This window comes from Flavobacterium acetivorans, from assembly GCF_020911885.1.
Classification (GTDB): Bacteria; Bacteroidota; Bacteroidia; order Flavobacteriales; family Flavobacteriaceae; genus Flavobacterium; species Flavobacterium acetivorans.
In genome coordinates this window covers 427622-447833 of the sequence record NZ_CP087132.1, presented here as the reverse complement: position 1 = coordinate 447833, position 20212 = coordinate 427622, and the positions used below count along the sequence as shown (strand labels likewise).

The 20212-nt window shown below is 34.7% G+C and carries 17 protein-coding genes; 11 read left to right on the top strand and 6 right to left on the bottom strand.

Annotated elements, in window-relative coordinates:
- Positions 1-13 precede the first annotated feature (13 nt).
- The 10 genes from hpt (at position 14) to LNP19_RS01985 (ending at position 10290) form a co-directional block, all read left to right on the top strand.
- Positions 14-544: a hypoxanthine phosphoribosyltransferase gene (hpt, locus tag LNP19_RS02030; RefSeq protein WP_230063116.1), complete on the top strand. Its 531-nt coding sequence runs from the start codon at positions 14-16 to the stop codon at positions 542-544.
- A 16-nt stretch (positions 545-560) separates the two neighbouring features.
- Entirely contained in the window at positions 561-1133 is a 573-nt protein-coding gene (locus LNP19_RS02025) for an adenylate kinase (RefSeq protein ID WP_230063115.1), read from the top strand.
- A 134-nt stretch (positions 1134-1267) separates the two neighbouring features.
- Positions 1268-2491 carry a hemolysin family protein gene (locus tag LNP19_RS02020; protein ID WP_230064200.1) on the top strand — a complete coding sequence of 408 codons (1224 nt, stop codon included), beginning with the start codon at positions 1268-1270 and terminating at the stop codon, positions 2489-2491.
- Positions 2492-2574: 83 nt separating this feature from the next.
- Positions 2575-3576: a GTPase ObgE gene (gene obgE / locus LNP19_RS02015; RefSeq protein ID WP_230063114.1), complete on the top strand. Its 1002-nt coding sequence runs from the start codon at positions 2575-2577 to the stop codon at positions 3574-3576.
- A gap of 181 nt (positions 3577-3757) precedes the next feature.
- On the top strand, positions 3758-5902 hold the full coding sequence (locus LNP19_RS02010) for a S46 family peptidase (RefSeq protein WP_230063113.1): 2145 nt from the start codon (positions 3758-3760) through the stop codon (positions 5900-5902).
- Positions 5903-6024: 122 nt separating this feature from the next.
- Complete coding sequence (locus LNP19_RS02005; protein WP_230063112.1) at positions 6025-6726, top strand: tetratricopeptide repeat protein; 702 nt, start codon at positions 6025-6027, stop codon at positions 6724-6726.
- A 38-nt stretch (positions 6727-6764) separates the two neighbouring features.
- Positions 6765-8123, top strand: a complete 1359-nt coding sequence (locus LNP19_RS02000) for a UDP-N-acetylmuramate--L-alanine ligase (protein WP_230063111.1) — start codon at positions 6765-6767, stop codon at positions 8121-8123.
- A gap of 35 nt (positions 8124-8158) precedes the next feature.
- Positions 8159-8854 carry a RadC family protein gene (gene radC, locus LNP19_RS01995; RefSeq protein WP_230063110.1) on the top strand — a complete coding sequence of 232 codons (696 nt, stop codon included), beginning with the start codon at positions 8159-8161 and terminating at the stop codon, positions 8852-8854.
- 9 nt (positions 8855-8863) lie between these two features.
- A complete protein-coding gene (locus LNP19_RS01990; protein WP_230063109.1) occupies positions 8864-9553 on the top strand; it encodes a YjjG family noncanonical pyrimidine nucleotidase in 690 nt (229 codons plus the stop codon).
- A 2-nt stretch (positions 9554-9555) separates the two neighbouring features.
- On the top strand, positions 9556-10290 hold the full coding sequence (locus tag LNP19_RS01985; RefSeq protein ID WP_230063108.1) for a hypothetical protein: 735 nt from the start codon (positions 9556-9558) through the stop codon (positions 10288-10290).
- Positions 10291-10385: 95 nt separating this feature from the next.
- Here LNP19_RS01985 and LNP19_RS01980 read toward each other — a convergent pair whose 3' ends face one another.
- Positions 10386-11663 (bottom strand): replication-associated recombination protein A, encoded by a 1278-nt coding sequence (locus tag LNP19_RS01980; protein WP_230063107.1) that lies wholly within the window; start codon positions 11661-11663, stop codon positions 10386-10388.
- Between the two features lie 177 nt (positions 11664-11840).
- On the opposite strand from LNP19_RS01980, the gene LNP19_RS01975 reads away from it, so the two are divergent.
- Positions 11841-12620: a rhomboid family intramembrane serine protease gene (locus LNP19_RS01975; RefSeq protein ID WP_230063106.1), complete on the top strand. Its 780-nt coding sequence runs from the start codon at positions 11841-11843 to the stop codon at positions 12618-12620.
- 45 nt (positions 12621-12665) lie between these two features.
- On the opposite strand, the gene rlmB is transcribed toward LNP19_RS01975, so the two are convergent.
- From rlmB to LNP19_RS01950, 5 genes are all read right to left on the bottom strand, one after another.
- The gene (gene rlmB / locus LNP19_RS01970; protein ID WP_230063105.1) at positions 12666-13400 is read right to left on the bottom strand and encodes a 23S rRNA (guanosine(2251)-2'-O)-methyltransferase RlmB; all 735 of its coding nucleotides are present in this window, start codon (positions 13398-13400) and stop codon (positions 12666-12668) included.
- 211 nt (positions 13401-13611) lie between these two features.
- Positions 13612-14613, bottom strand: a complete 1002-nt coding sequence (locus LNP19_RS01965; protein WP_230063104.1) for a hypothetical protein — start codon at positions 14611-14613, stop codon at positions 13612-13614.
- A gap of 17 nt (positions 14614-14630) precedes the next feature.
- The gene (locus LNP19_RS01960; protein WP_230063103.1) at positions 14631-15473 is read right to left on the bottom strand and encodes a hypothetical protein; all 843 of its coding nucleotides are present in this window, start codon (positions 15471-15473) and stop codon (positions 14631-14633) included.
- A 17-nt stretch (positions 15474-15490) separates the two neighbouring features.
- Entirely contained in the window at positions 15491-16960 is a 1470-nt protein-coding gene (locus tag LNP19_RS01955; protein WP_230063102.1) for a SusD/RagB family nutrient-binding outer membrane lipoprotein, read from the bottom strand.
- 41 nt (positions 16961-17001) lie between these two features.
- Positions 17002-20076, bottom strand: coding sequence for a SusC/RagA family TonB-linked outer membrane protein (locus LNP19_RS01950; protein WP_230063101.1), 3075 nt, complete (start codon positions 20074-20076; stop codon positions 17002-17004).
- Positions 20077-20212 lie beyond the last annotated feature (136 nt).

Genomic DNA, 20212 nt, shown 5'->3' with positions numbered 1-20212 from the left:
AAATAAGAAAATAATGATTCAACTTCACGATAAACAATTTGTTCCGTTTATCTCTGCCAAAGAGATAGAGTTTGCTATAACAAAAATGGTAAAGCAGGTCGAAGATGATTTTGCCGATGAGGTGCCAGTATTTGTGGGAGTTTTAAATGGCTCTTTTATGGTGGTTTCTGATTTTTTGAAGAACTATAAAAAGCCTTGCGAAGTAAGTTTTATAAAAATGACTTCTTACCAGGGTACGTCTTCAACAAATGAAGTGAAACAATTGATTGGTTTAAATCAGGATTTAACTGGTAGATCTGTAATTGTCATTGAGGATATTGTGGATACAGGAAATACTTTGGTAGAACTAAAAGAGTTGTTTAAAAAACAAAATGTAAAACATTTTAAAATAGCTACACTGTTTTTTAAACCGGAAGCTTATAAAAAAGATATAAAAATAGATTATATCGGAATCAGGATTCCGAATAAATTTATTGTAGGTTTTGGACTGGACTATGATGGTTTGGGCAGAAATTTACCAGAAGTATATAAACTAAAAGAATAACTAGGCAACACAGATTATGATTAACATTGTTTTATTTGGAAAACCAGGAGCAGGAAAAGGAACTCAAGCAGAGTTTTTAAAAGAAAAATATAAATTAACACACCTTTCAACAGGGGATATTTTTAGATTCAATATCAAAAATGAAACTGAATTGGGCAAACTAGCACAGACTTTTATTGATAAAGGGGATCTGGTTCCGGATGAAGTAACCATTAAAATGTTGCAAAGCGAGGTTGATAAAAACCCTGATTCAGCAGGTTTTTTATTTGATGGATTTCCTAGAACAATTGCACAGGCGCAAGCTTTAGACGCTTTTTTAGCAACAAAAAAGGAAGTGATTACGGCAACGATTGCCTTAGAGGCTGATGATGAGATTCTTGTGGCGAGACTGCTGGAAAGAGGAAAAACTTCTGGTAGAGCTGATGATCAGGACGAAGATAAAATTCGCAACAGATACCAAGAATACAACGAGAAAACCGCTCCATTAATGGGCTATTATAAAGAGCAAGGGAAGTTTTATGCTGTCAATGGTATAGGGTCTATTCAAGAAATTACTGAGCGATTGAGTTCAGTTATTGATAATTTATAAGTTAAAAAAAATTGTTTGATGTTTAAAGTTTAGAGCTGCCTTCGGTAGCATTAAGCTTTAAACTTTAGACCTTAAACAAGAAAATGGAAATACTAATAATACTTTTTCTAATTCTATTGAATGGGGTTTTCTCCATGTCAGAAATCGCTTTGATTTCGGCAAGAAAAAACCGATTAGAAAATGCTGCCAAAAAAGGGAATAAGAACGCTGAAATAGCTTTGGATTTAGCGAATTCTCCTAATAAGTTTTTATCCACAGTTCAAATTGGAATAACTTTAATTGGGATTCTGACAGGGATTTACAGTGGCGATAAAATAACCACCAATGTAGAGACATTTATAGCGACATTTGGAATTTTAAAACCTTTTGCTAATACTATTGCTGTAGGAATAGTTGTGGTTGTATTGACATTTTTTTCATTGGTTTTAGGAGAATTGTTACCCAAGAGAATTGGTCTAAATTATCCTGAAGCTATTGCTAAAGCAGTCGCCATGCCAATGAAAATAGTTTCGATTGTAACCGCTCCTTTTATATGGATGCTAACACATTCTACGGAGTTCTTGTTGAATATCATGCAAATCAAGCCTACTGCTGATGGAAAGGTAACCGAAGAGGAAATAAAAGCCATAATCAGAGAAGGTACCGAAGTAGGAGAAGTTCAGGAAATTGAGCAAGATATTGTAGAACGCGTTTTTCATATTGGCGACAGGAAAATAAATTCATTGATGACTCATAGAAAATCAGTGGTTTTTTTACCTTTGCATTCTGGTAAAGAAGAGGTTAGGGATACGATGCTTAAAGAATTGCATTCAATTTATCCAGTGTACAGGGATAATTTTGATGACATCGTTGGGGTGGTCAATCTGAAGCATATTTTTGCCAATTTTGAAAATAAGGAATTTAATTTGGCCGATATGATGACCGAAGCTCCTTTTATGATGGAATATACTACCGCATATAAGGCTTTGGAAAGATTTAAAGAAACAGGGATTCATTATGCTTTTGTATCGGATGAATACGGGGTTTTCCAGGGGGTAATTACTTTGAATGATATCCTTGAAGCCTTAGTCGGTAATGCATCTGATTTTTACAAGGAAGATTTTAAGTTGGTCGAAAGAGAAGATGGTACCTGGCTGGTTGACGGGCATTATTCTCTACACGATTTCTTGACTTATTTTGAATTGGACGAATTAATAAATGATTACGAAGTCACTACAGTTAGTGGTTTGATAATGACAGAGCTATCTCATATTCCAAAACAAGGAGAAAAATTGATTTGGCATAAATTTGAGTTAGAAGTCATTGATATGGATGGCGTGAAGATTGATAAAGTAATGGTAAAATCATTGCGAAAATAGAATTTGGTTTATGATTTAAAGTTTAAAGCTGGTTTTGCCAAAGCTTTAAATTAGTAAATTTTTAAGCTTTTAAACAAAAGAAAATGACTGAAGGGAATTTTGTAGATTATGTAAAAATATTTGTTTCATCTGGAAAAGGTGGAAAAGGATCTACGCATTTGCATAGAGAAAAATTTATTGAAAAAGGGGGGCCTGATGGTGGAGATGGTGGACGTGGAGGACATGTGTACCTTGTAGGGAACAAAGGACTTTGGACATTATTTCATCTTAAATTCGCGCGACATATCAAAGCTGGTCACGGTGGTGACGGTGGTGGTGACAGAAGTACAGGAGCTGATGGTGAAGATAAATACATCGAAGTGCCGCTAGGTACTGTTGTAAAAGATAAGGAAACGGGAGAAATCTTGTTTGAAATTACGGAACATGGCGAAAAAAGAATCCTTTCTAAAGGAGGAAAAGGAGGCTTAGGAAACTGGCATTTTAGAAGTTCAACCAATCAAACGCCACGTTATTCCCAGCCAGGATTGCCAGGAACGGAGATGGATGTGATTTTAGAATTGAAAGTACTTGCCGACGTAGGTTTGGTCGGTTTTCCAAATGCGGGTAAATCAACACTTCTATCTGTGTTGACCTCTGCCAAACCAAAGATTGCCGATTATCCGTTTACGACTTTAAAACCAAATCTTGGTATTGTAGCTTATAGAGATTTTCAATCTTTTGTAATTGCTGATATTCCCGGAATTATTGAAGGAGCCGCTGAAGGAAAAGGTTTAGGACATTATTTCTTGCGCCACATTGAACGCAACTCGACTTTGTTATTTTTGGTTCCTGTTGATACACCAGATATAAAAGCAGAGTACGATATTTTGGTAAACGAACTGACCAAATACAATCCGGAAATGCTGGACAAAGAACGTTTGTTGGTAATATCAAAATGCGATATGCTGGATGATGAACTAAAAGCGGAATTAAAAGCAGAGCTAGATGTTGCTTTCAAAGATGTTCCTTATATGTTTATTTCATCTGTCTCTCAACAAGGTTTGACAGAATTGAAAGATAAATTATGGAAAATGTTGAATGATTAGAAAATAAAATTTTTCACACAAAAGGTGTTCTAGAGATAGAGCACCTTTTTTTTAGGGTTGAATTTGTTAAATCCCTAAAATTAAGTTAAAAACGACAAGTTTGCTGGTGCTTTTTAAAGAGAATAGATTATAAAATTGAGAAAATGATTTATATTCGCACCACAAAAAAAATATTTGAATTATGAAAAAAATAATTTTATTCTTAACAATGTGCTTGATGACTTTCCCTGTGAAAGCAGACGAGGGGATGTGGTTTTTGATGTTTATCGAAAGATTAAACCATAGAGATATGGAAAAAATGGGCTTGCAACTGACAGCCGAAGAAATTTACAGTATCAATAACCATAGTTTGAAAGACGCCGTGGTTCAATTCAACGGTGGTTGTACAGCCGAAATTGTTTCCAAAGAAGGATTAGTCTTAACGAACCATCACTGTGGTTACGACGCGATAGCTGAGCTTTCGTCTGAGGAACAAAATTATTTAAAAAATGGTTTTTGGGCTAAAGATAAAAGTGCCGAAATGAAACCTAAATCTCTATTTGTTCGTTTTTTCGTTCGCATGGACGATGTTTCCAAAAGAATTTTATCTAAAGTAAATGATAAAATGACGGAGGCAGAAAGAAACAAAGCGATTCAACAAGAAATGGCTTTGATTGAAAAAGAGAATAGTGAAGGTGGAAAATATACGGTTTCTGTTCGTCCTTTCTTTCAAGGAAATGAATATTACTATTTTGTTTACCAAGATTACAAAGACGTTCGTTTAGTAGGGACTCCTCCGGAAAGTCTAGGGAAATTTGGTGGAGATACGGATAACTGGGAATGGCCACGTCATACAGCCGATTTCTCCATGTTCAGAGTTTATGCTGATGCCAATGGAAATCCGGCCGAATACTCTAAAGACAATGTGCCTTTGCAACCAAAGCATTATTTGCCTGTAAGTTTAAAAGGAGTTGAGGAAAATGATTTTGCAATGATTTTGGGTTATCCAGGGCGTACAAACCGTTGGATGCCAGCAGGCGGAATAGAACAAAACGTAAAATTTGCTTATCCTGCCTGGGTTGAAGGGGCAAAAACAGGAATGGACAGAATGAAAGCATACATGGATAAAGACGAAACCGTTAATCTGGAATATGCTTCTAAATATGCTTCAACGGCTAATTATTGGAAAAACCGTCAAGGAATGATTGATGCTTTGACCAAAGCCGGAACAGCAAAAACCAAAGCAAAACAAGAAGCTAAATTCAATACTTGGGCTAATAAAAAAGCCAACAAAGAGAAATTTGGGAATGTTATTGCAACAATAAATAATTATTATGCGGCAACGAATTTAAAATCGAGCCATGACAGCTATTTAACTCAATTAATGAGAACGGCAACTTATGGTGCTACTCCTGCTAATTTAGGGAATGCAATGTTAGCATATTTTAAAGAAAATGAAGCCAAAAGAACAGAAATGTTACCTAGATTGAATCAATTTATTGATGCGGCCTATGGGAAATTCTATGCTCCTCTAGAGAAAGATGTTTTTACGGCTCAATTAAATTTATATGCTTCAAAAGCGGCAGCTTACGGACTACCTGAAAGTGTTGCGAAATTAAAAGAAGCGAATAATGGTGATTTTACGGCTTTTGTAAATGAGGCTGTTGCCAAAAGTATTTTTGCTACAAAAGAAAGCGTTTTAGCTTTCATGAAAAATCCAAAACCAGAAAACATTGCAAATGATCCTTTGTATGTGGTTTCGAATGATTTGAGTGTAAAAATGAGAGCTAAATCTGCAGAACAACTGAAATCAGATGATGATTTTGCCAAAGCATTCCGTAATTTAGTAGAAGGTTTACGTGAATCTAAAATGAATTTGATAAAGTATCCAGACGCTAACTCAACTTTGAGATTGACTTACGGAAAAGTACGTGCTTTGCCTGCAGACAAACGCAATGATGCTGAGGTAAATAATTATACAACAATGACCGGATTGGTTAAAAAGTATAAAGCAGGAGACCAAGAATTTGATTTACCGGCTCGATTGTTAGAATTGAACAAAGCCAAAGATTTTGGACAATATGCGGATAAAGATGGTTATATGCCGGTAAATTTCTTGACTGACAATGATATCACGGGTGGAAATTCAGGTTCACCGGTATTGAATGGAAAAGGAGAATTAATCGGTATTGCATTTGACGGAAACATCGAAGCAATGGCTGGTGATGTTATTTTTGACGCAAAATTGCAAAGAACAATTAGTGTGGATATTCGTTATGTACTTTGGATTATTGATAAATATGCTGGTGCTAAACACATCATTGATGAAATGACCATTGTGAAATAAGCGATTGGTTTAAACTTTAAAAGCCTCTTATCTTGTGTGAAAACAAGTTAAGAGGCTTTTTTATTGTTAAACCTTTTGGAACGAAAGTGGATTACAATTATAAATTTCCTTATTTTTGAACCATGAAGCATTTTGTATATTTAATGGTATTTCTTCCAATAATCGCCTGGTCTCAATCTAATTTTGATAAAGGGCTAAAGCTTTTTAAAGAAGAAAAATGGGCTCAGGCAGAAGCTGTTTTTGAGCTTTTTTTAAATGAAAATCCAAATCATTTAAAAACGATGGAATATTTGGGAGATATTGCCGGAAAAAACAAATCTTGGGACAAGGCAATTGGGTATTATAAAAGACTCAAACAATTGAAAACCAAAGAGGCTGATTATTATTACAAATATGGAGGCGCCTTAGGAATGAAAGCCAAAGAATCGAATAAGTTTAAGGCTCTTGGTATGGTTGGAGAGGTTAAAGATTCTTTTGAAAAAGCCATTAGTCTCGATCCAAAACATATTGAATCGCGCTGGGCTTTGATAGAACTTTATATTCAGTTGCCTGGAATTGTAGGGGGTAGCGAAGCCAAAGCCATACAATATTCTAACGAATTATTGCGATTGTCTCCCGTTGATGGTTATTTGTCAAGGGGACATATCGAGGAATATTTTAAAAGATATACTCTAGCTGAGCAGCAATACAATAAAGCAATAATTGAAGGAGGTTCGAAGAAAAGTTATCAAAAACTAGTTAATTTGTATAAAAACAAAATGAAAGAGCCTGAAAAAGCCAATAAAGTATTAGAGTCTTATAATAATAAATTCAAGATAGAGTAGTAATCTTGAATGCAACAACCATAAACCAATAAATTAGAATGCGTACACATTTTATCGCTATCGGAGGAAGCGCCATGCACAATCTAGCGCTAGCATTACACAATAAAGGATATCAGGTCACGGGAAGTGACGACGCTATTTTTGAGCCGTCTAAATCAAGATTGGACAAAAAAGGAATTCTTCCTGTGGAATTAGGCTGGTTTCCTGAAAAAATAAACTCAGATATTGAAGCAGTAATCTTAGGAATGCATGCCAAAGCCGATAATCCGGAATTATTGAAAGCTCAGGAATTAGGGTTGAAAATATATTCTTATCCAGAATTTCTATACGAACAATCCAAAAATAAAACCAGAGTAGTCATTGGCGGTTCCCACGGGAAAACAACCATTACTTCGATGATTCTTCATGTGATGCATTATCACGATATTGCTGTAGATTATATGGTTGGAGCGCAATTAGAAGGTTTTGATACCATGGTTCATCTTACCGAAGAAAATGATTTTATCGTTTTGGAAGGAGATGAATATTTGTCTTCACCAATAGATAGAAGACCAAAATTCCATTTATATCAGCCCAATATTGCTTTAATTTCGGGCATTGCTTGGGATCATATCAATGTTTTTCCCACCTATGATAACTATGTAGAACAGTTTGAGATTTTTATTGGTAAGATTACTAATGGCGGAATTTTAGTCTATAATGAAGAAGATTCGGAGGTGAAACGAGTTGCTGAAGCAGCCGTAAACCCGATTCGTAAATTAGGATATAAAACACCAAATTATAAAGTAGAAGACGGGACAACCTTATTAGAAACTCCGGAAGGGGACATGCCTATCGAAGTTTTTGGGGCGCATAATCTTAATAATTTGGCTGGAGCCAAATGGATTTGCCAAAACATGGGAGTTGATGAGGCCGATTTTTATGAGGCAATTGCCAGTTTTAAAGGAGCTTCTAAACGTTTGGAGAAAATTGCCGAAAGCAAAACAAAAGTTGCTTATAAAGATTTTGCACATTCACCATCTAAAGTTTCCGCTACGACCAAAGCCGTAAAAGAACAATATCCAAATAGAACTTTGGTGGCTTGTTTAGAATTACATACGTATAGCAGTCTAAATGCGGAGTTTTTAAAAGAATATGAAGGAGCTTTGGAATACGCTGATAAAGCGGTTGTTTTTTATTCGCCTGACGCAGTAAAAATAAAACAATTGGAAGAAGTGAGTTATGAACAAATTGCTACTGCTTTCAATAGAAAAGATTTGATTATTTATACTAACCCAAAAGAATTCAAGGATTATTTATTTAATCAAAATCTAGAAAATTCAGCTTTATTACTGATGAGTTCTGGGAATTATGGCGGCTTGGATTTTGATGAGGTGAAAGGATTGATTTCGAATTAAATGAGCTGAGATGAACTAATCTAAAATTTATTGTTATGGCTGAAAATTCCTTTTTTTCAATCGCGAATTGGTCCGAAGACGATAAGCCACGAGAAAAACTAATGCTGAAAGGCAAAAGTGCTTTGAGTGATGCTGAATTAATCGCAATTTTGATTGGTTCAGGAAGTCGTAACGAATCGGCAGTTGATTTAAGCAAAAGGATTTTGGCCAGCGTTGATAATAATTTGAATAGTTTAGGGAAATTATCAGTTTCTCAGCTGATGCATTTCAAAGGAATAGGCGAGGCAAAAGCCATTTCGATTATAGCTGCTTTAGAATTAGGAAGGAGAAGAAGGGCTGAAGAAGCTGTTAAATTGATTAAGATTACTTCAAGCAAGATGATTTTCGAGATTATGCAACCGCTGATTGGGGAATTGCCACATGAAGAATTTTGGATTGTATATTTGAATAATTCGAATAAAATACTTTCAAAATCACAACTAAGTAAAGGCGGAATAACCGGAACTTTGGTTGATGTAAGGCTCGTATTTAAAACTGCTCTTGAAATGGGAGCTACCGCTTTGATTTTGTGTCATAATCATCCTTCCGGGACTTTGGTTCCTAGTGATGCCGACAAGCAAATTACTAAAAAGTTAAAATCAGCCGGGGATAGTTTAGAGATAAAAGTATTGGACCATTTGATTGTTACTGAAAATAATTACTTTAGCTTTGTTGATGAAGGAATATTCTAAAAAAATAAAATGAAAATTGGTAATATAAAAGATGTGTTCTTTGATTTAGATCATACACTTTGGGATTTTGATAAAAATTCCGAATTAACATTTGAGAAAATATTCAGACAGAAGCATCCTGAAATTGAAATTGATGAATTTATTGAAAAATATGTACCCATCAATCAGGCCTGTTGGGCATTGTATCAATACGATAAAATTACCCATCAGGAGTTGCGTTACAAGCGGTTGAAAGAATCCTTTGATGCCTTAAATTATGATATTTCTGATGAGGAAATTGAAGCGATTTCTAAGGAATATATTGAGTTGTTACCAGATAATAATCATCTTTTTGATGGTGCTTTTGAGATTTTGGACTATCTCAATGGGAAGTATAAACTTCATATTATTACTAATGGTTTTGCGGACGTTCAATTTAGAAAAATGAAAAATTCTAGGTTGGAGATTTATTTTGATTCGGTAACTAATTCTGAGATGGCGGGAGTAAAAAAGCCAAATCCTATTATTTTTGAACATGCATTAAACATTGCCAATGCTAAAAAAGAGCATAGTATTATGATAGGTGATTCATTTGATGCAGATGTTCAAGGAGCCCTTGACGCGGGTTTAGACGCCATTTTTTTTAACGAAAGTAATGTTCAAGTTGAACAAAATATTAAACAAGTCAATCATTTATTAGAACTAAAAAAATATTTATAATTATGAAGCTAAGATTTTTATTTGTGTTATTGTTTGTTGGTAGTTTCGGTTTTGCACAATCGGTTAATGACTACAAGGCCGTTGTTTTGCCATTGAAGTTTGATTTTATGAAAACGGATAATCAATATCGCCTCGCGACTTTATCTAAATTTAATTTAGACAAAGCAGGTTTTAAAGCTTTTTATGCTAATGAGTCCATTTCAAGTGAATATAATGATAGATGTGGCTTGCTTTATTATGATGTAGTAAAAGATAATGGGTTTTTAGTCACTAAACTTTTCATTACTCTTAAAGATTGTTACGGAAAAATAGTTTTTCAATCAGAAATTGGAAAAAGTAAGGAGAAAGATTATCAATTGTCCTATACAGAGGCTTTGAATGAAGCTTTTAAATCAGTTTATGCTTTGCAATATAAATACAGTGGTCAAGCGATAAATAAGGTTAGTCAAGAAATGATTGCGGTTTCAACACCTGTCTCTCCATCAAATGTAATGATTCAGTCCCAAAGTACGGCTGCTGTAAATTTGCTTTATGCTCAGCCTATGAACAATGGTTTTCAACTGGTCGACAGTACACCTAAAGTGGTTATGAAAGTTTATAAGACTTCTAATCCAAGTTTTTTTATTGCAGTGAAAGGATCGATTCATGGCGTTTTAATAGGGAAAGAAAATCACTGGTCTTTTGAATATTACGAAAACGACAAATTAATCTCCGAAAAAGTGGATGTTAAATTCTAATGTTCAGATTTCAGATTAAGGATGTTAAATATCTAATCTGAAATCTGTTTTTTTTTGTTATTTATCACTTGTTATCTGCTAACTTTGACTGAACACTAATATCCATATTTGTCTTTCCATCTGTTTTTAAGGAATTCACGAGTTGTGTTTTCGCGAGAATTATTTCCGGGAACATAGATGGCTTTGTTACTTAATTCATTTGGTAAGAATTCTTGTTCGGCAAAATTATTGGCGAAATCATGGGAGTATTTGTATTCTTCGCCATAACCCAATTCTTTCATTAATTTAGTGGGAGCATTTCGCAAATGAATGGGCACAGACAAATCGCCAGTTTGTTTTACTAATTGCTGAGCAGTACCAATTGCCAAATAAGAAGCATTGCTTTTTGGAGAGGTCGCTAGGTAAATAGCGCATTGACTCAGTATAATTCGGCTTTCCGGATAACCAATGGTGGAAACCGCCTGAAAAGTATTGTTGGCCATAATGAAAGCCGTAGGATTGGCGTTACCAATATCTTCGCTGGAAAGAATCAACATTCTACGGGCAATAAACTTTACATCTTCGCCTCCTTCAATCATTCTTGCCAACCAATATACCGCTCCGTTTGGATCGCTTCCTCGGATCGATTTTATAAAAGCCGATACTATATCATAATGTTGTTCACCACTTTTGTCATACAAAACGGTGTTTTGTTGTACTAATTCAAAAACACGGTCGTTAGTGATGATAATTTCGTTTTCAGCGGAAGCGTTTACGACAAGTTCAAAAATATTTAATAGTTTGCGCCCATCGCCACCCGAAAGTCGCAATAGCGCCTCTGATTCTCTTAATTCAATATTTTTAGTTGCTAAAATCACATCCGTTTTCATTGCGCGCTGCAATAAAGATCCTAAATCTTCTTTCGTGAACGCATTTAGAATATAGACTTGACAACGAGATAAAAGAGCGGGTATTACCTCAAAACTTGGGTTTTCTGTTGTGGCGCCTATCAAGGTAATCCATCCTTTCTCTACAGCCGCCAAAAGTGAATCTTGTTGTGATTTACTAAAACGGTGAATCTCATCTATAAAAAGAATAGGGTTTTTGGATGTAAATAATCCGCCACTTTGCTTTGCTTTTTCAATAACATCACGAATGTCTTTTACACCTGAATTTATGGCGCTCAAAATATAAAAAGGACGTTTGGATTCCTGGGCAATAATTTGTGCCAAGGTTGTTTTTCCAGTTCCAGGAGGTCCCCATAAAATCAAGGAAGGAATGATTCCTTTTGCAATTTGTTGGGTTAAAGAACCGCTTGGTCCTACCAAATGGGATTGACTGATGTAATCTTGTAGTTTTTGTGGTCGTATGCGTTCTGCTAAGGGTGCTTCCATTTTTTTAATCGCAAATTTGATTATTCGGGAATTCGAAAAATTTCCGATTACAAATTTAGTCATAATCTAGCGGTCGAACTGACAAATCAACAAATTATCTTGTATGACAAAGTAGCACTAAATTATTTTTGGTTGAATTTTTGACTTAAATTAGTAATAGTAAATAAAAAGCTAAAGATGAGCAATAAACATTTTAAATTCACGACGGCAGTTGTGGGAATGCCACTTTTTTTTGTGCTGTTCTTATGGTTTGTCTATTGGCTCGAAATTCGATTTGATTACGATTTTGTTGAAAACGGTATTTTTCCAAGAACAGTATCGGGTTTACAAGGAATTGTTTTTGCTCCATTTATTCATTCAGATTTGAAACATCTTTATAGTAATTCATTGCCTTTATTAGTGTTGTTAGCTGCTTTACAGTTTTTTTATCGAAAACAGTCTTTGAGGGTAATTGGATATGGAATTTTATTTACGGGTATCTTTACTTGGGTAATTGGTCGGTCCAGTTATCACATCGGGGCGAGCGGTTTGGTTTATGTTCTGGTCAGTTTTATTTTTTTTAAAGGAATTTTGACCAAATATTATCGATTAATCGCTTTGTCTTTGATGATAATTGTAGTGTATGGAGGGATGGTTTGGTTTGCGTTCCCTAAAGTAGATGAAACTATTTCTTGGGAAGGACATTTAGCTGGTTTAATTACAGGCTTTGTTCTGTCTGTTTTATATCAAACACCGGAGTTTAAAAAAGCTCCAAAATACGATTGGGAAAAACCGGATTATAACCCTTTAGAAGATAAATTCATGCAACGTTTCGATGAAAATGGGAATTTTGTGAATCTCCCAAAAATAGAAGAAGTAGCGGAATTAGGTGGTTTCCAGAGTTACTATATTTCCAGTCAAGAAGTGAAATACGTGATTATCTCAGAACAAAAAAACGAACCAGAACAAGAGCTCTAATTCGTTTTATTATGTATGATTTTTGAAATCTAGAATCAAAAATTCTTAACTTCTTTGTCTTACTGCTTCGTATAAAAAAGCGCCACAAGCAACCGAAACATTCAAAGATCCAATAGTTCCGAACATGGGTAGTTTTGCTTTTTCATCAATAATTTTTAATACAGAAGGATTTACTCCTCTGTCTTCCGATCCCATAATTATTGCCACAGGTTCATTTAATGAAATATCATATATGTTTTGATCTGTTTTTTCAGTTGCGGCCACTGTTTTTATTCCGCTGGCCTGCAAAAGAAAAATAGCATCTTTGATGTGTTCTACTTTACAAATAGGAATATTAAATACGGCTCCAGCCGATGTTTTCACGGTATCACCGTTTACCGGTGCCGATCCTGCTTTTTGAACAATGATTCCGTTCACTCCAGTACACTCCGCAGTTCGGATGATAGCGCCAAAATTACGCGCATCAGAAATTTGATCCAATATTAAAAACAAAGGTTTTTTCCCATTTTCGACTACAGTATTTATTAAAGTTTCTAAGTCGAAAAATGAAATAGGAGAGATAGTCGCCACAGCACCTTGATGGTTATTGGGAGTCAATCGGTTCAGTTTTTCAACAGGAACATAGGAGAAGTTGATATTACCGCGCTTCATCACTTTCATTAAGTCCTTCATCAGTTCGCTGCTCGCTTCCTTTTGAATATAAACTTTGTCTACTGTTGCACCTGCTTGTATCGCTTCGATAATTGCTCTAATCCCAAATATTTGATGTTCTTTTTCCATGGTGCAAATATATAAAAAAACCACCACTTTTTAGGGTGGTGGTTTTTTTGATTTTTTGTTAAACCGAATCAGATGTGTAATCAAAATAAAATTAAAGCTTATAAAACAAAAAAAAACAGTAGTAAACCTGAACTTACTACTGTCTAAAATTGTACTTTTATTTTTGATTAATCCTGTATTACTTTTTCAGGACTAGACAATGAGTAATAATTTATTTTTTTAAAATAGATTTTAGTCTTGAATTTTTCTTAATACCGGACAATTTTCCAGAGGCTAACTGTGCTCCATTGTAATCTGAAACAGTAAATTTACCGTTAGAAATAGCTACTTTAGCAATAAAACCATTATGGAACTCACCTGTATTTGCATTATTATCATCTACAGTCCCATTTGTAGTATTCGCATTTACTGATTGCGAAGGGTCTTGCGTAACTACAGTTGAAAAAGAGCCTGCTCTAACAAAAGTTGCAACTATAGGAACAGTAACGTTTGCTGCAGCTCCATATCCATAAAAACCATTTTGATACAAATCGTGAAATAAAATATACTCACCATCTGGCCAATCTGCTAAATTCATTGATAATACCTCTGGATGGTCTCCTGTTGCTGCATAATCGGTATCATTATATGTAGCCCAAGGATCATTATTGTCATAACCTGCTGCATCTGCAACAAATATATCAAAATCAATATTTGATCCAGTATCGTAACCATCAATGTCTTTATTCCATGCAAATGAAATATCTAATGTGTTACTAACATAATTATTAATGGTAATGTTATAGGATGGTAAAACCGTTGTTGGGTTTAAAAAATACCTATTTGCCAAAGAAGGCGTTGTAATTTGTATTTGCAGCGTTTTAGCTACTTCCGGGATTATGTCTCCATAAAATTTTACTAATAATTTAGCTTCCTTTGAATAGGGAGCTATTGTTGCTTCTACAATATCATAATCTTCATGTAATACAGCTGTACCACCCGTTTGTTCAGCAGAAAAGGTAATCCCTCTGGTTAACATTTTATCTGTAGTAATTGTTACAGTGACTAAACCATCTTTTTCGTTAACGGTAGTGTTGCTTACTGAGAAAGTAGCTGTTGGATAATCTTCCGTACTAATAATAGGTTCAGGATCGTTTTTATCATCACACGATACAGCAATTAAAGCTAAAAAAGCTAGTGAAATAAATAATTTAAATTTTATATATTTTTTCATTTTTTTTGAATTATAAGTTAATTAGCTGGAGTATAGGTTACCCAATATTCTCTCAAATTACCTCCTGTAACGGTATATTGCATAGTAATAACCCCTGTTTCAGGATCTACAGAACTTGTTCCTGAAACTCCTTCAACTAAATTAGAGTATGTGTCTACTAAGTTTTGTTGTGGAATTGTTATTACATTACAAACGTCTAAAAAGGTAAATCCTGGTGTGCCACCTAAGTCTGCTGCTGCCCAATGACCAATCAAACCTGTTCTGTATTCGCCGCTTCCGGTTTCTGTAATTACATCGGTATAATTTAGAATTTCATCAATACCAGAAGCTGCTCGTACATAATGTACATTTACATTGTAAGTCCCAGCTAAATTTGAGAAACAAAGATAATTTAATGTAATTTTCAATAATTTACCATTATTGACTACATTATTGTTGCCACTTGCTTCAGAAACTCTCAATATTAATACAGGAGCAACATCTAAAGGTGCCACAATGCCATCTGTTAACATGGTGATTGGCAATAGTCCTAAATAATTATTGCTAGCGGAAAGGGTTATTTTTTTTGAAGTAAATTTAAAATGTGTGCCTTCAATTGCCGTTGATGCTGGATCTACTGCAATAGTAACTTCAATATCAGAAGTCATTTCCTTATAAGTAGGCCCTTTAACTTCCATTTTTAAATTAAAGTCATAGGCTTGACCATCGGCTACACTTCCTAAATTCAAACTGGAATCATTAAATCCGGCTAAATTAGGCCCTTCTCCATTTGCTGCTGATGGTTCTGTGTCCTCTACTATACAAGATGTAAAAGAAGCAAAACAGAACACAAAAATTAATATATATTTAATTGTTTTCATAAATTCTATTTTTTTAATTAATTAGCCCAGAATATTTTAGCTGTAAATGCATTTGGCTGTGCTGGAAGATTTAAACCATTTGAAGTAACCTCACTTGCTGGATATGCCAATCTAACAGGTCTGTTAGCTGATGTCGCCAGAGCAGAAATTGGTAGATTTGCAGGATAACCGGTTCTATTATAATCAAACCAAGATTGAATAGCATCTATACCGTTAACTGCAATCCATTTTTGAGTAATGATAGCTTGGAGTTTATTGGTTGAAGTGTTCCAATTTACCAAATTTTTAGCTTGTGAGAAATATGTTGTTGCATTTCCAGCTCCTAAATAGGTAAATGAGGCTTGGATTCCTGATTCATATAATGTTTTGGCATTTGCTCCTCCATTAAATTTTAAATCAATTTCAGCTTGGTTAAAATAAGACTCTGCAGCTGTGTATAAAACAGCTCCTTGTGAGGCTGATTTTAAAATTCCAGGGCCTATATTAGAGACAAATTCAGGTGTTAATCCATCGACACCATTTACGGTTTCATCATAATTTTGTAAACCCTGCATTACACCTAAATGACCTGTGGCGGGTTTTTCATAAATATAATCAATTCTTGGATCATTGGTGTTTGTTAGATAATCCAAAATATAGTCAGTAGCGCAAGTAGCATTATTGTTATTTGTGATTGTTCCAGAAACATCATAGCCAAATGCATCCCATTTAGGATTTTGTTGATTTGTAGATGCTTTATATCCAATGTTTACTTCAACGTCATTTGTTATGTATCCTGATCCTTCGGTTGTTATAGCAGCAAGTTGAGTTTGAATATAAGCTGCGCGTCCTGTCATACTTGATTGGCGAACCAACATTCTTAATTTTATGGAATTAGCGAATTTTTTCCACATCAACATATCTCCTCCGAAAATACCGTCATCTGCACCTGGAATTAATGCTTTGATATTAGTATTTGACTCTGTTGCGTCAATTAAGGCAATTGCAGCAGATAATTGAACAACCAAATCATCGTAAATTGTTTGTGCATTGTCGTAAGCAGGAGTAGGGTCACCACCTCTGGCTAAGGCTTCAGAGTATGGGATATCGCCATAAGTATCAACTAAAATATTGAAGTGATAAGCTTTCATAATATTGCCGATTGCCTTATAATAACCATTTTCATCACCTTGAAGCGTGCTTAAAGAGTTATACTGTTTTAAAACATTAGTATACACATAGTCAAAGTTCTGTTGGTAAAATGAAGAAGTAACAAGATATAAAAATTCATCAGTATACCAAGAAAAACCGTCACTTTGACTCCAGTTATACATCATCATATTTCCCAAAGTATTGTTACCTCGGTTGCGTTCTTGAGCAAACGCTGAGTAGTTTTGTGCAACTGGTAAAAGTAAATTGGGACTAACTTTCGATGGATTATTTGGGTCGGTATTAATGTCCCCAAAATTATCGCTACACGATGTCAGTACTAAAACTACTGCCATCATTTTGATTGATGTTAAAATATTTTTCATAATTAGATTATTTTTTAAAATTCTGCATTAATACTGACACCGAATGATCTTGTAGGTGGTGACTGAAAATATCCTCCAACACCAATAGCATTAGAATTAGTGTTGTTAAACTCAGGATCCGAGAAACGATTTTCTTTTGGTAACAGCGTTAATATGTTTCTGCCAACAAAACCAATTCTTAAAGATTTAAGAGCTGTTTTGGCTAAATAGTTTTTTGGTAAATCATAATTTAAAGCCACCTCTCTGATTTTAAATGCAGTTGCATCTTTTACGTAGTTTTCTTTAATCTCATTATAGGTATTTGTCCAAAAATCTTGACGACCATCAGTGACAGGAATATTAGTGTTTGGTACAAATACTCCAGGACTGGTTTCTATTACAGAATTAGGGAATACAAAATCTTGTCTATTTGATGAAACAGATTCAATGGATCTACCTGTAAACTCCATTACATCTGAACCTTGTTCGTAGTAAACATGGCCAGTTCTATAGTCCATAGTAGTTGATAAATTCCAATTTTTATAATTGATAGAAGAAGTTAAGCCAACAATATAATCTGGGGTAGTTTTCCCCAAGTTTTTTAAACTTCCAACTAAAGGATTTCCACTTGCAGCATCAATTACCACGTTACCTTGTGGATCTCTGACATAAGAACTCGCTTTAATTTGCGGGAATGCTTCCCCAACAACAGCAAAAACTCCATATGTTCCATTACTAGTGACTGTAATTTCATCTACGCCTTCTGTAATTGATTTTACAACGGCTTCATTTTTTGAATAATTCACATTTAAATCCCAGCTAAAATCATTAGATTTTAAAACAGTTCCTCCTATAGTCAATTCAATACCTTTACCTTCAATTTCTCCAATATTGGTTAAGTAATTGGTAGCGCCTGAAGATACAGATGGTGTGGTAAATGTAATTAAATTGGTAGATTTAGTTATAAAGTAAGAGGCATCAATTCTTAATCTGTTTTTGAAGAAGGCTAGATTTGCCCCAATTTCTGAGGTGTTAATTTTTTCTTTAGAAATATTGGAATCTACAGCTGTTCCACTTTGTGAAAATCCATTCAAACTTCCAAAAGGAAAGCCATTTGATTGTGAGAAAGTTTCGTTTATTTGATAAGCTCCTAAGTCATTATAAACTGTAGAGTTGCTGAATGTCAATTTACCAAAAGATAAGCTGCTGTCTTTCAATGAAGGAAAAGCTTCAGTTATAACAAATGATAAACCTGCCGCTGGGTAAAAATAACTATTGTCTGCTTCGGGTAATGTAGATGTATAGTCATAGCGGCCTTGAAGATTTAAATAGATAAACTTTTTAAATCCAAACGTTAAATCAGCAAAATAACCAAAAGTCTTTTTGTTTGATTCAGCAACATTAATTTCTGGTTGTCCAGTTCCGTTAGAAACATCATAAAAATCAGGAATACTTAAATTATTTGCTCTAATAAAACTATCTCTATTGCTAATACTAGAAGTCGAAGCCCCTAGAAGTCCAATGAAATCTATGTCACTTGTAATATCCAATTTGGCGCTTAACAGCGCATCTGTTGTATATGATAATGATTGAAACTCCCTGTCTTCAACAAAAGAAGAGATGTCATTAGCTGCCGGTTGTAGCGTTTTGTCATAAACTTGTCTTGATCTCCAATTTTTTCCGATTCCAGATGTTGTATTGACACCAGCTCTAGCGGTGAAATTTAACCATTTATTAAAATCATATGCTGCGGAGATGTTTGCTGTTAACCTAGATGTTTGGTTATCATTTCTGTTATTGTCAATTGCCCACCAAGGATTTTCGTAATAACCATTAAAATAGCCGTCAGGTGAAGAATATAAATCATTTCTCCAATCTTTATATGACGCTAAAGGTATATTGGAAGCTGTATTAAGTATAAACCAGTACAAGGGTCTGTCTTGGTTACCTATGGTATTCCCAACTACGCTTGTTTTATCTTTTAAAAAGTTAGAAGTTAATCCTAATTTTAAATTACCTATTTTTTTTGTGGCATTCACACGGAAAGTATTTCTTTTGTATTCATCCCTATGCACAATACCCTTGGTTCTTTGGTCTCCAATAGACATAAAGAAGGTACTTGATTCATCACCACCACTAAAAGATATTGTGTTTTGGACAGTAGTTCCAGTTTGAAAAAAATCTTTCAAGTTGTTTTTTACTGGAGCATAAGGCACCGCTTGAAAAGTGCCATCAGCAAATATAGGTCCAATTTGGCGAACTTGTCCGTCAAAACGTGGTCCCCAGTTTGTGTTTTCAATATTGTCATAAGCGCCTTGCCAACCAGTTCCATATTCACTTTGGAATTCAGGCATATAGGCAACATTTTCAATTGTAGTGGTTGAGTTTAATCCAACTGTGAAGGATTCTCCTATTTTTCCTTTTTTGGTTTCCACAATAATGGCACCATTACCTGCTAACGAGCCATAAAGCGCAGCTGCAGTAGCACCCTTTAAAACGTTTAAACTTTCTATGTCTCGAGGGTTTAAATCATCAAAAGCCCCTTGTGTAGAAATAGAACCATCAATTACTATTAAGGCGGAGTTGCTTTGGCTGATAGACCTTAGGCCTCTTAAAATAATTTGCGAAGAAGGGTCAACGCCGTTATCCTGAACGTTAATTTGCAAACCTGCAACTTTACCGGCCAATGCACTAGCCGATCTTGTTGGGTCGGCTTTAAGCAATTCCTTTGACTCAATTTTTTCTGCCTGATAGGTAAGTGTTTTCTTTTGTCTTTGAACTCCTAGAGCTGTTACTACAACTTCTTCAAGAACTTGTGAGTCATCTTTTAGTTTTATGTTAAGGCTTGTTGAAGCTGCTGCTACTTCTTGGGTTTTCATTCCAATGTAGCTAAAAATTAATACTTGACTCGGTGACGCCTTGATGGTGTACTTTCCGTCAAAATCAGTTTGCGTTCCCGTTTTTGTTCCTTTAACGAGTACGCTAACGCCAGGTAATGGCATTCCTGCATTGTCGGAAACAACACCTGTCACGGTTCTCTCTTGCGCAAAGGTTAGTTGCGCTATTAGTACTAAAAGCAGTACTAAGATTCCATTGAACTTTAGTTTCATTTTTAATTATTTTGAATTAGTTTAACAAACTTCTTAATAATTTGTTAATATTCCTAATGTTTGGAATGTTTTTTATGTGTGCATTTAAAATTTAACATTATAACAATAGTAATGACTAATGTTGTAATTTAATGTT

Bases quoted from the DNA above. Each gene is read 5' to 3' on its own strand.
- radC (WP_230063110.1), top strand. From the start codon at position 8,159: ATGGCTGAAAATTCCTTTTTTTCAATCGCGAATTGGTCCGAAGACGAT.
- LNP19_RS01975 (WP_230063106.1), top strand. From the start codon at position 11,841: ATGAGCAATAAACATTTTAAATTCACGACGGCAGTTGTGGGAATGCCA.
- obgE (WP_230063114.1), top strand. From the start codon at position 2,575: ATGACTGAAGGGAATTTTGTAGATTATGTAAAAATATTTGTTTCATCT.
- LNP19_RS01985 (WP_230063108.1), top strand. From the start codon at position 9,556: ATGAAGCTAAGATTTTTATTTGTGTTATTGTTTGTTGGTAGTTTCGGT.
- LNP19_RS01955 (WP_230063102.1), bottom strand. From the start codon at position 16,960: ATGATGGCAGTAGTTTTAGTACTGACATCGTGTAGCGATAATTTTGGG.
- hpt (WP_230063116.1), top strand. From the start codon at position 14: ATGATTCAACTTCACGATAAACAATTTGTTCCGTTTATCTCTGCCAAA.
- LNP19_RS01980 (WP_230063107.1), bottom strand. From the start codon at position 11,663: ATGGAAGCACCCTTAGCAGAACGCATACGACCACAAAAACTACAAGAT.
- LNP19_RS02025 (WP_230063115.1), top strand. From the start codon at position 561: ATGATTAACATTGTTTTATTTGGAAAACCAGGAGCAGGAAAAGGAACT.
- LNP19_RS02020 (WP_230064200.1), top strand. From the start codon at position 1,268: ATGTCAGAAATCGCTTTGATTTCGGCAAGAAAAAACCGATTAGAAAAT.
- LNP19_RS02000 (WP_230063111.1), top strand. From the start codon at position 6,765: ATGCGTACACATTTTATCGCTATCGGAGGAAGCGCCATGCACAATCTA.
- rlmB (WP_230063105.1), bottom strand. From the start codon at position 13,400: ATGGAAAAAGAACATCAAATATTTGGGATTAGAGCAATTATCGAAGCG.
- LNP19_RS01965 (WP_230063104.1), bottom strand. From the start codon at position 14,613: ATGAAAAAATATATAAAATTTAAATTATTTATTTCACTAGCTTTTTTA.
- LNP19_RS02010 (WP_230063113.1), top strand. From the start codon at position 3,758: ATGAAAAAAATAATTTTATTCTTAACAATGTGCTTGATGACTTTCCCT.
- LNP19_RS01990 (WP_230063109.1), top strand. From the start codon at position 8,864: ATGAAAATTGGTAATATAAAAGATGTGTTCTTTGATTTAGATCATACA.
- LNP19_RS01960 (WP_230063103.1), bottom strand. From the start codon at position 15,473: ATGAAAACAATTAAATATATATTAATTTTTGTGTTCTGTTTTGCTTCT.
- LNP19_RS01950 (WP_230063101.1), bottom strand. From the start codon at position 20,076: ATGAAACTAAAGTTCAATGGAATCTTAGTACTGCTTTTAGTACTAATA.
- LNP19_RS02005 (WP_230063112.1), top strand. From the start codon at position 6,025: ATGAAGCATTTTGTATATTTAATGGTATTTCTTCCAATAATCGCCTGG.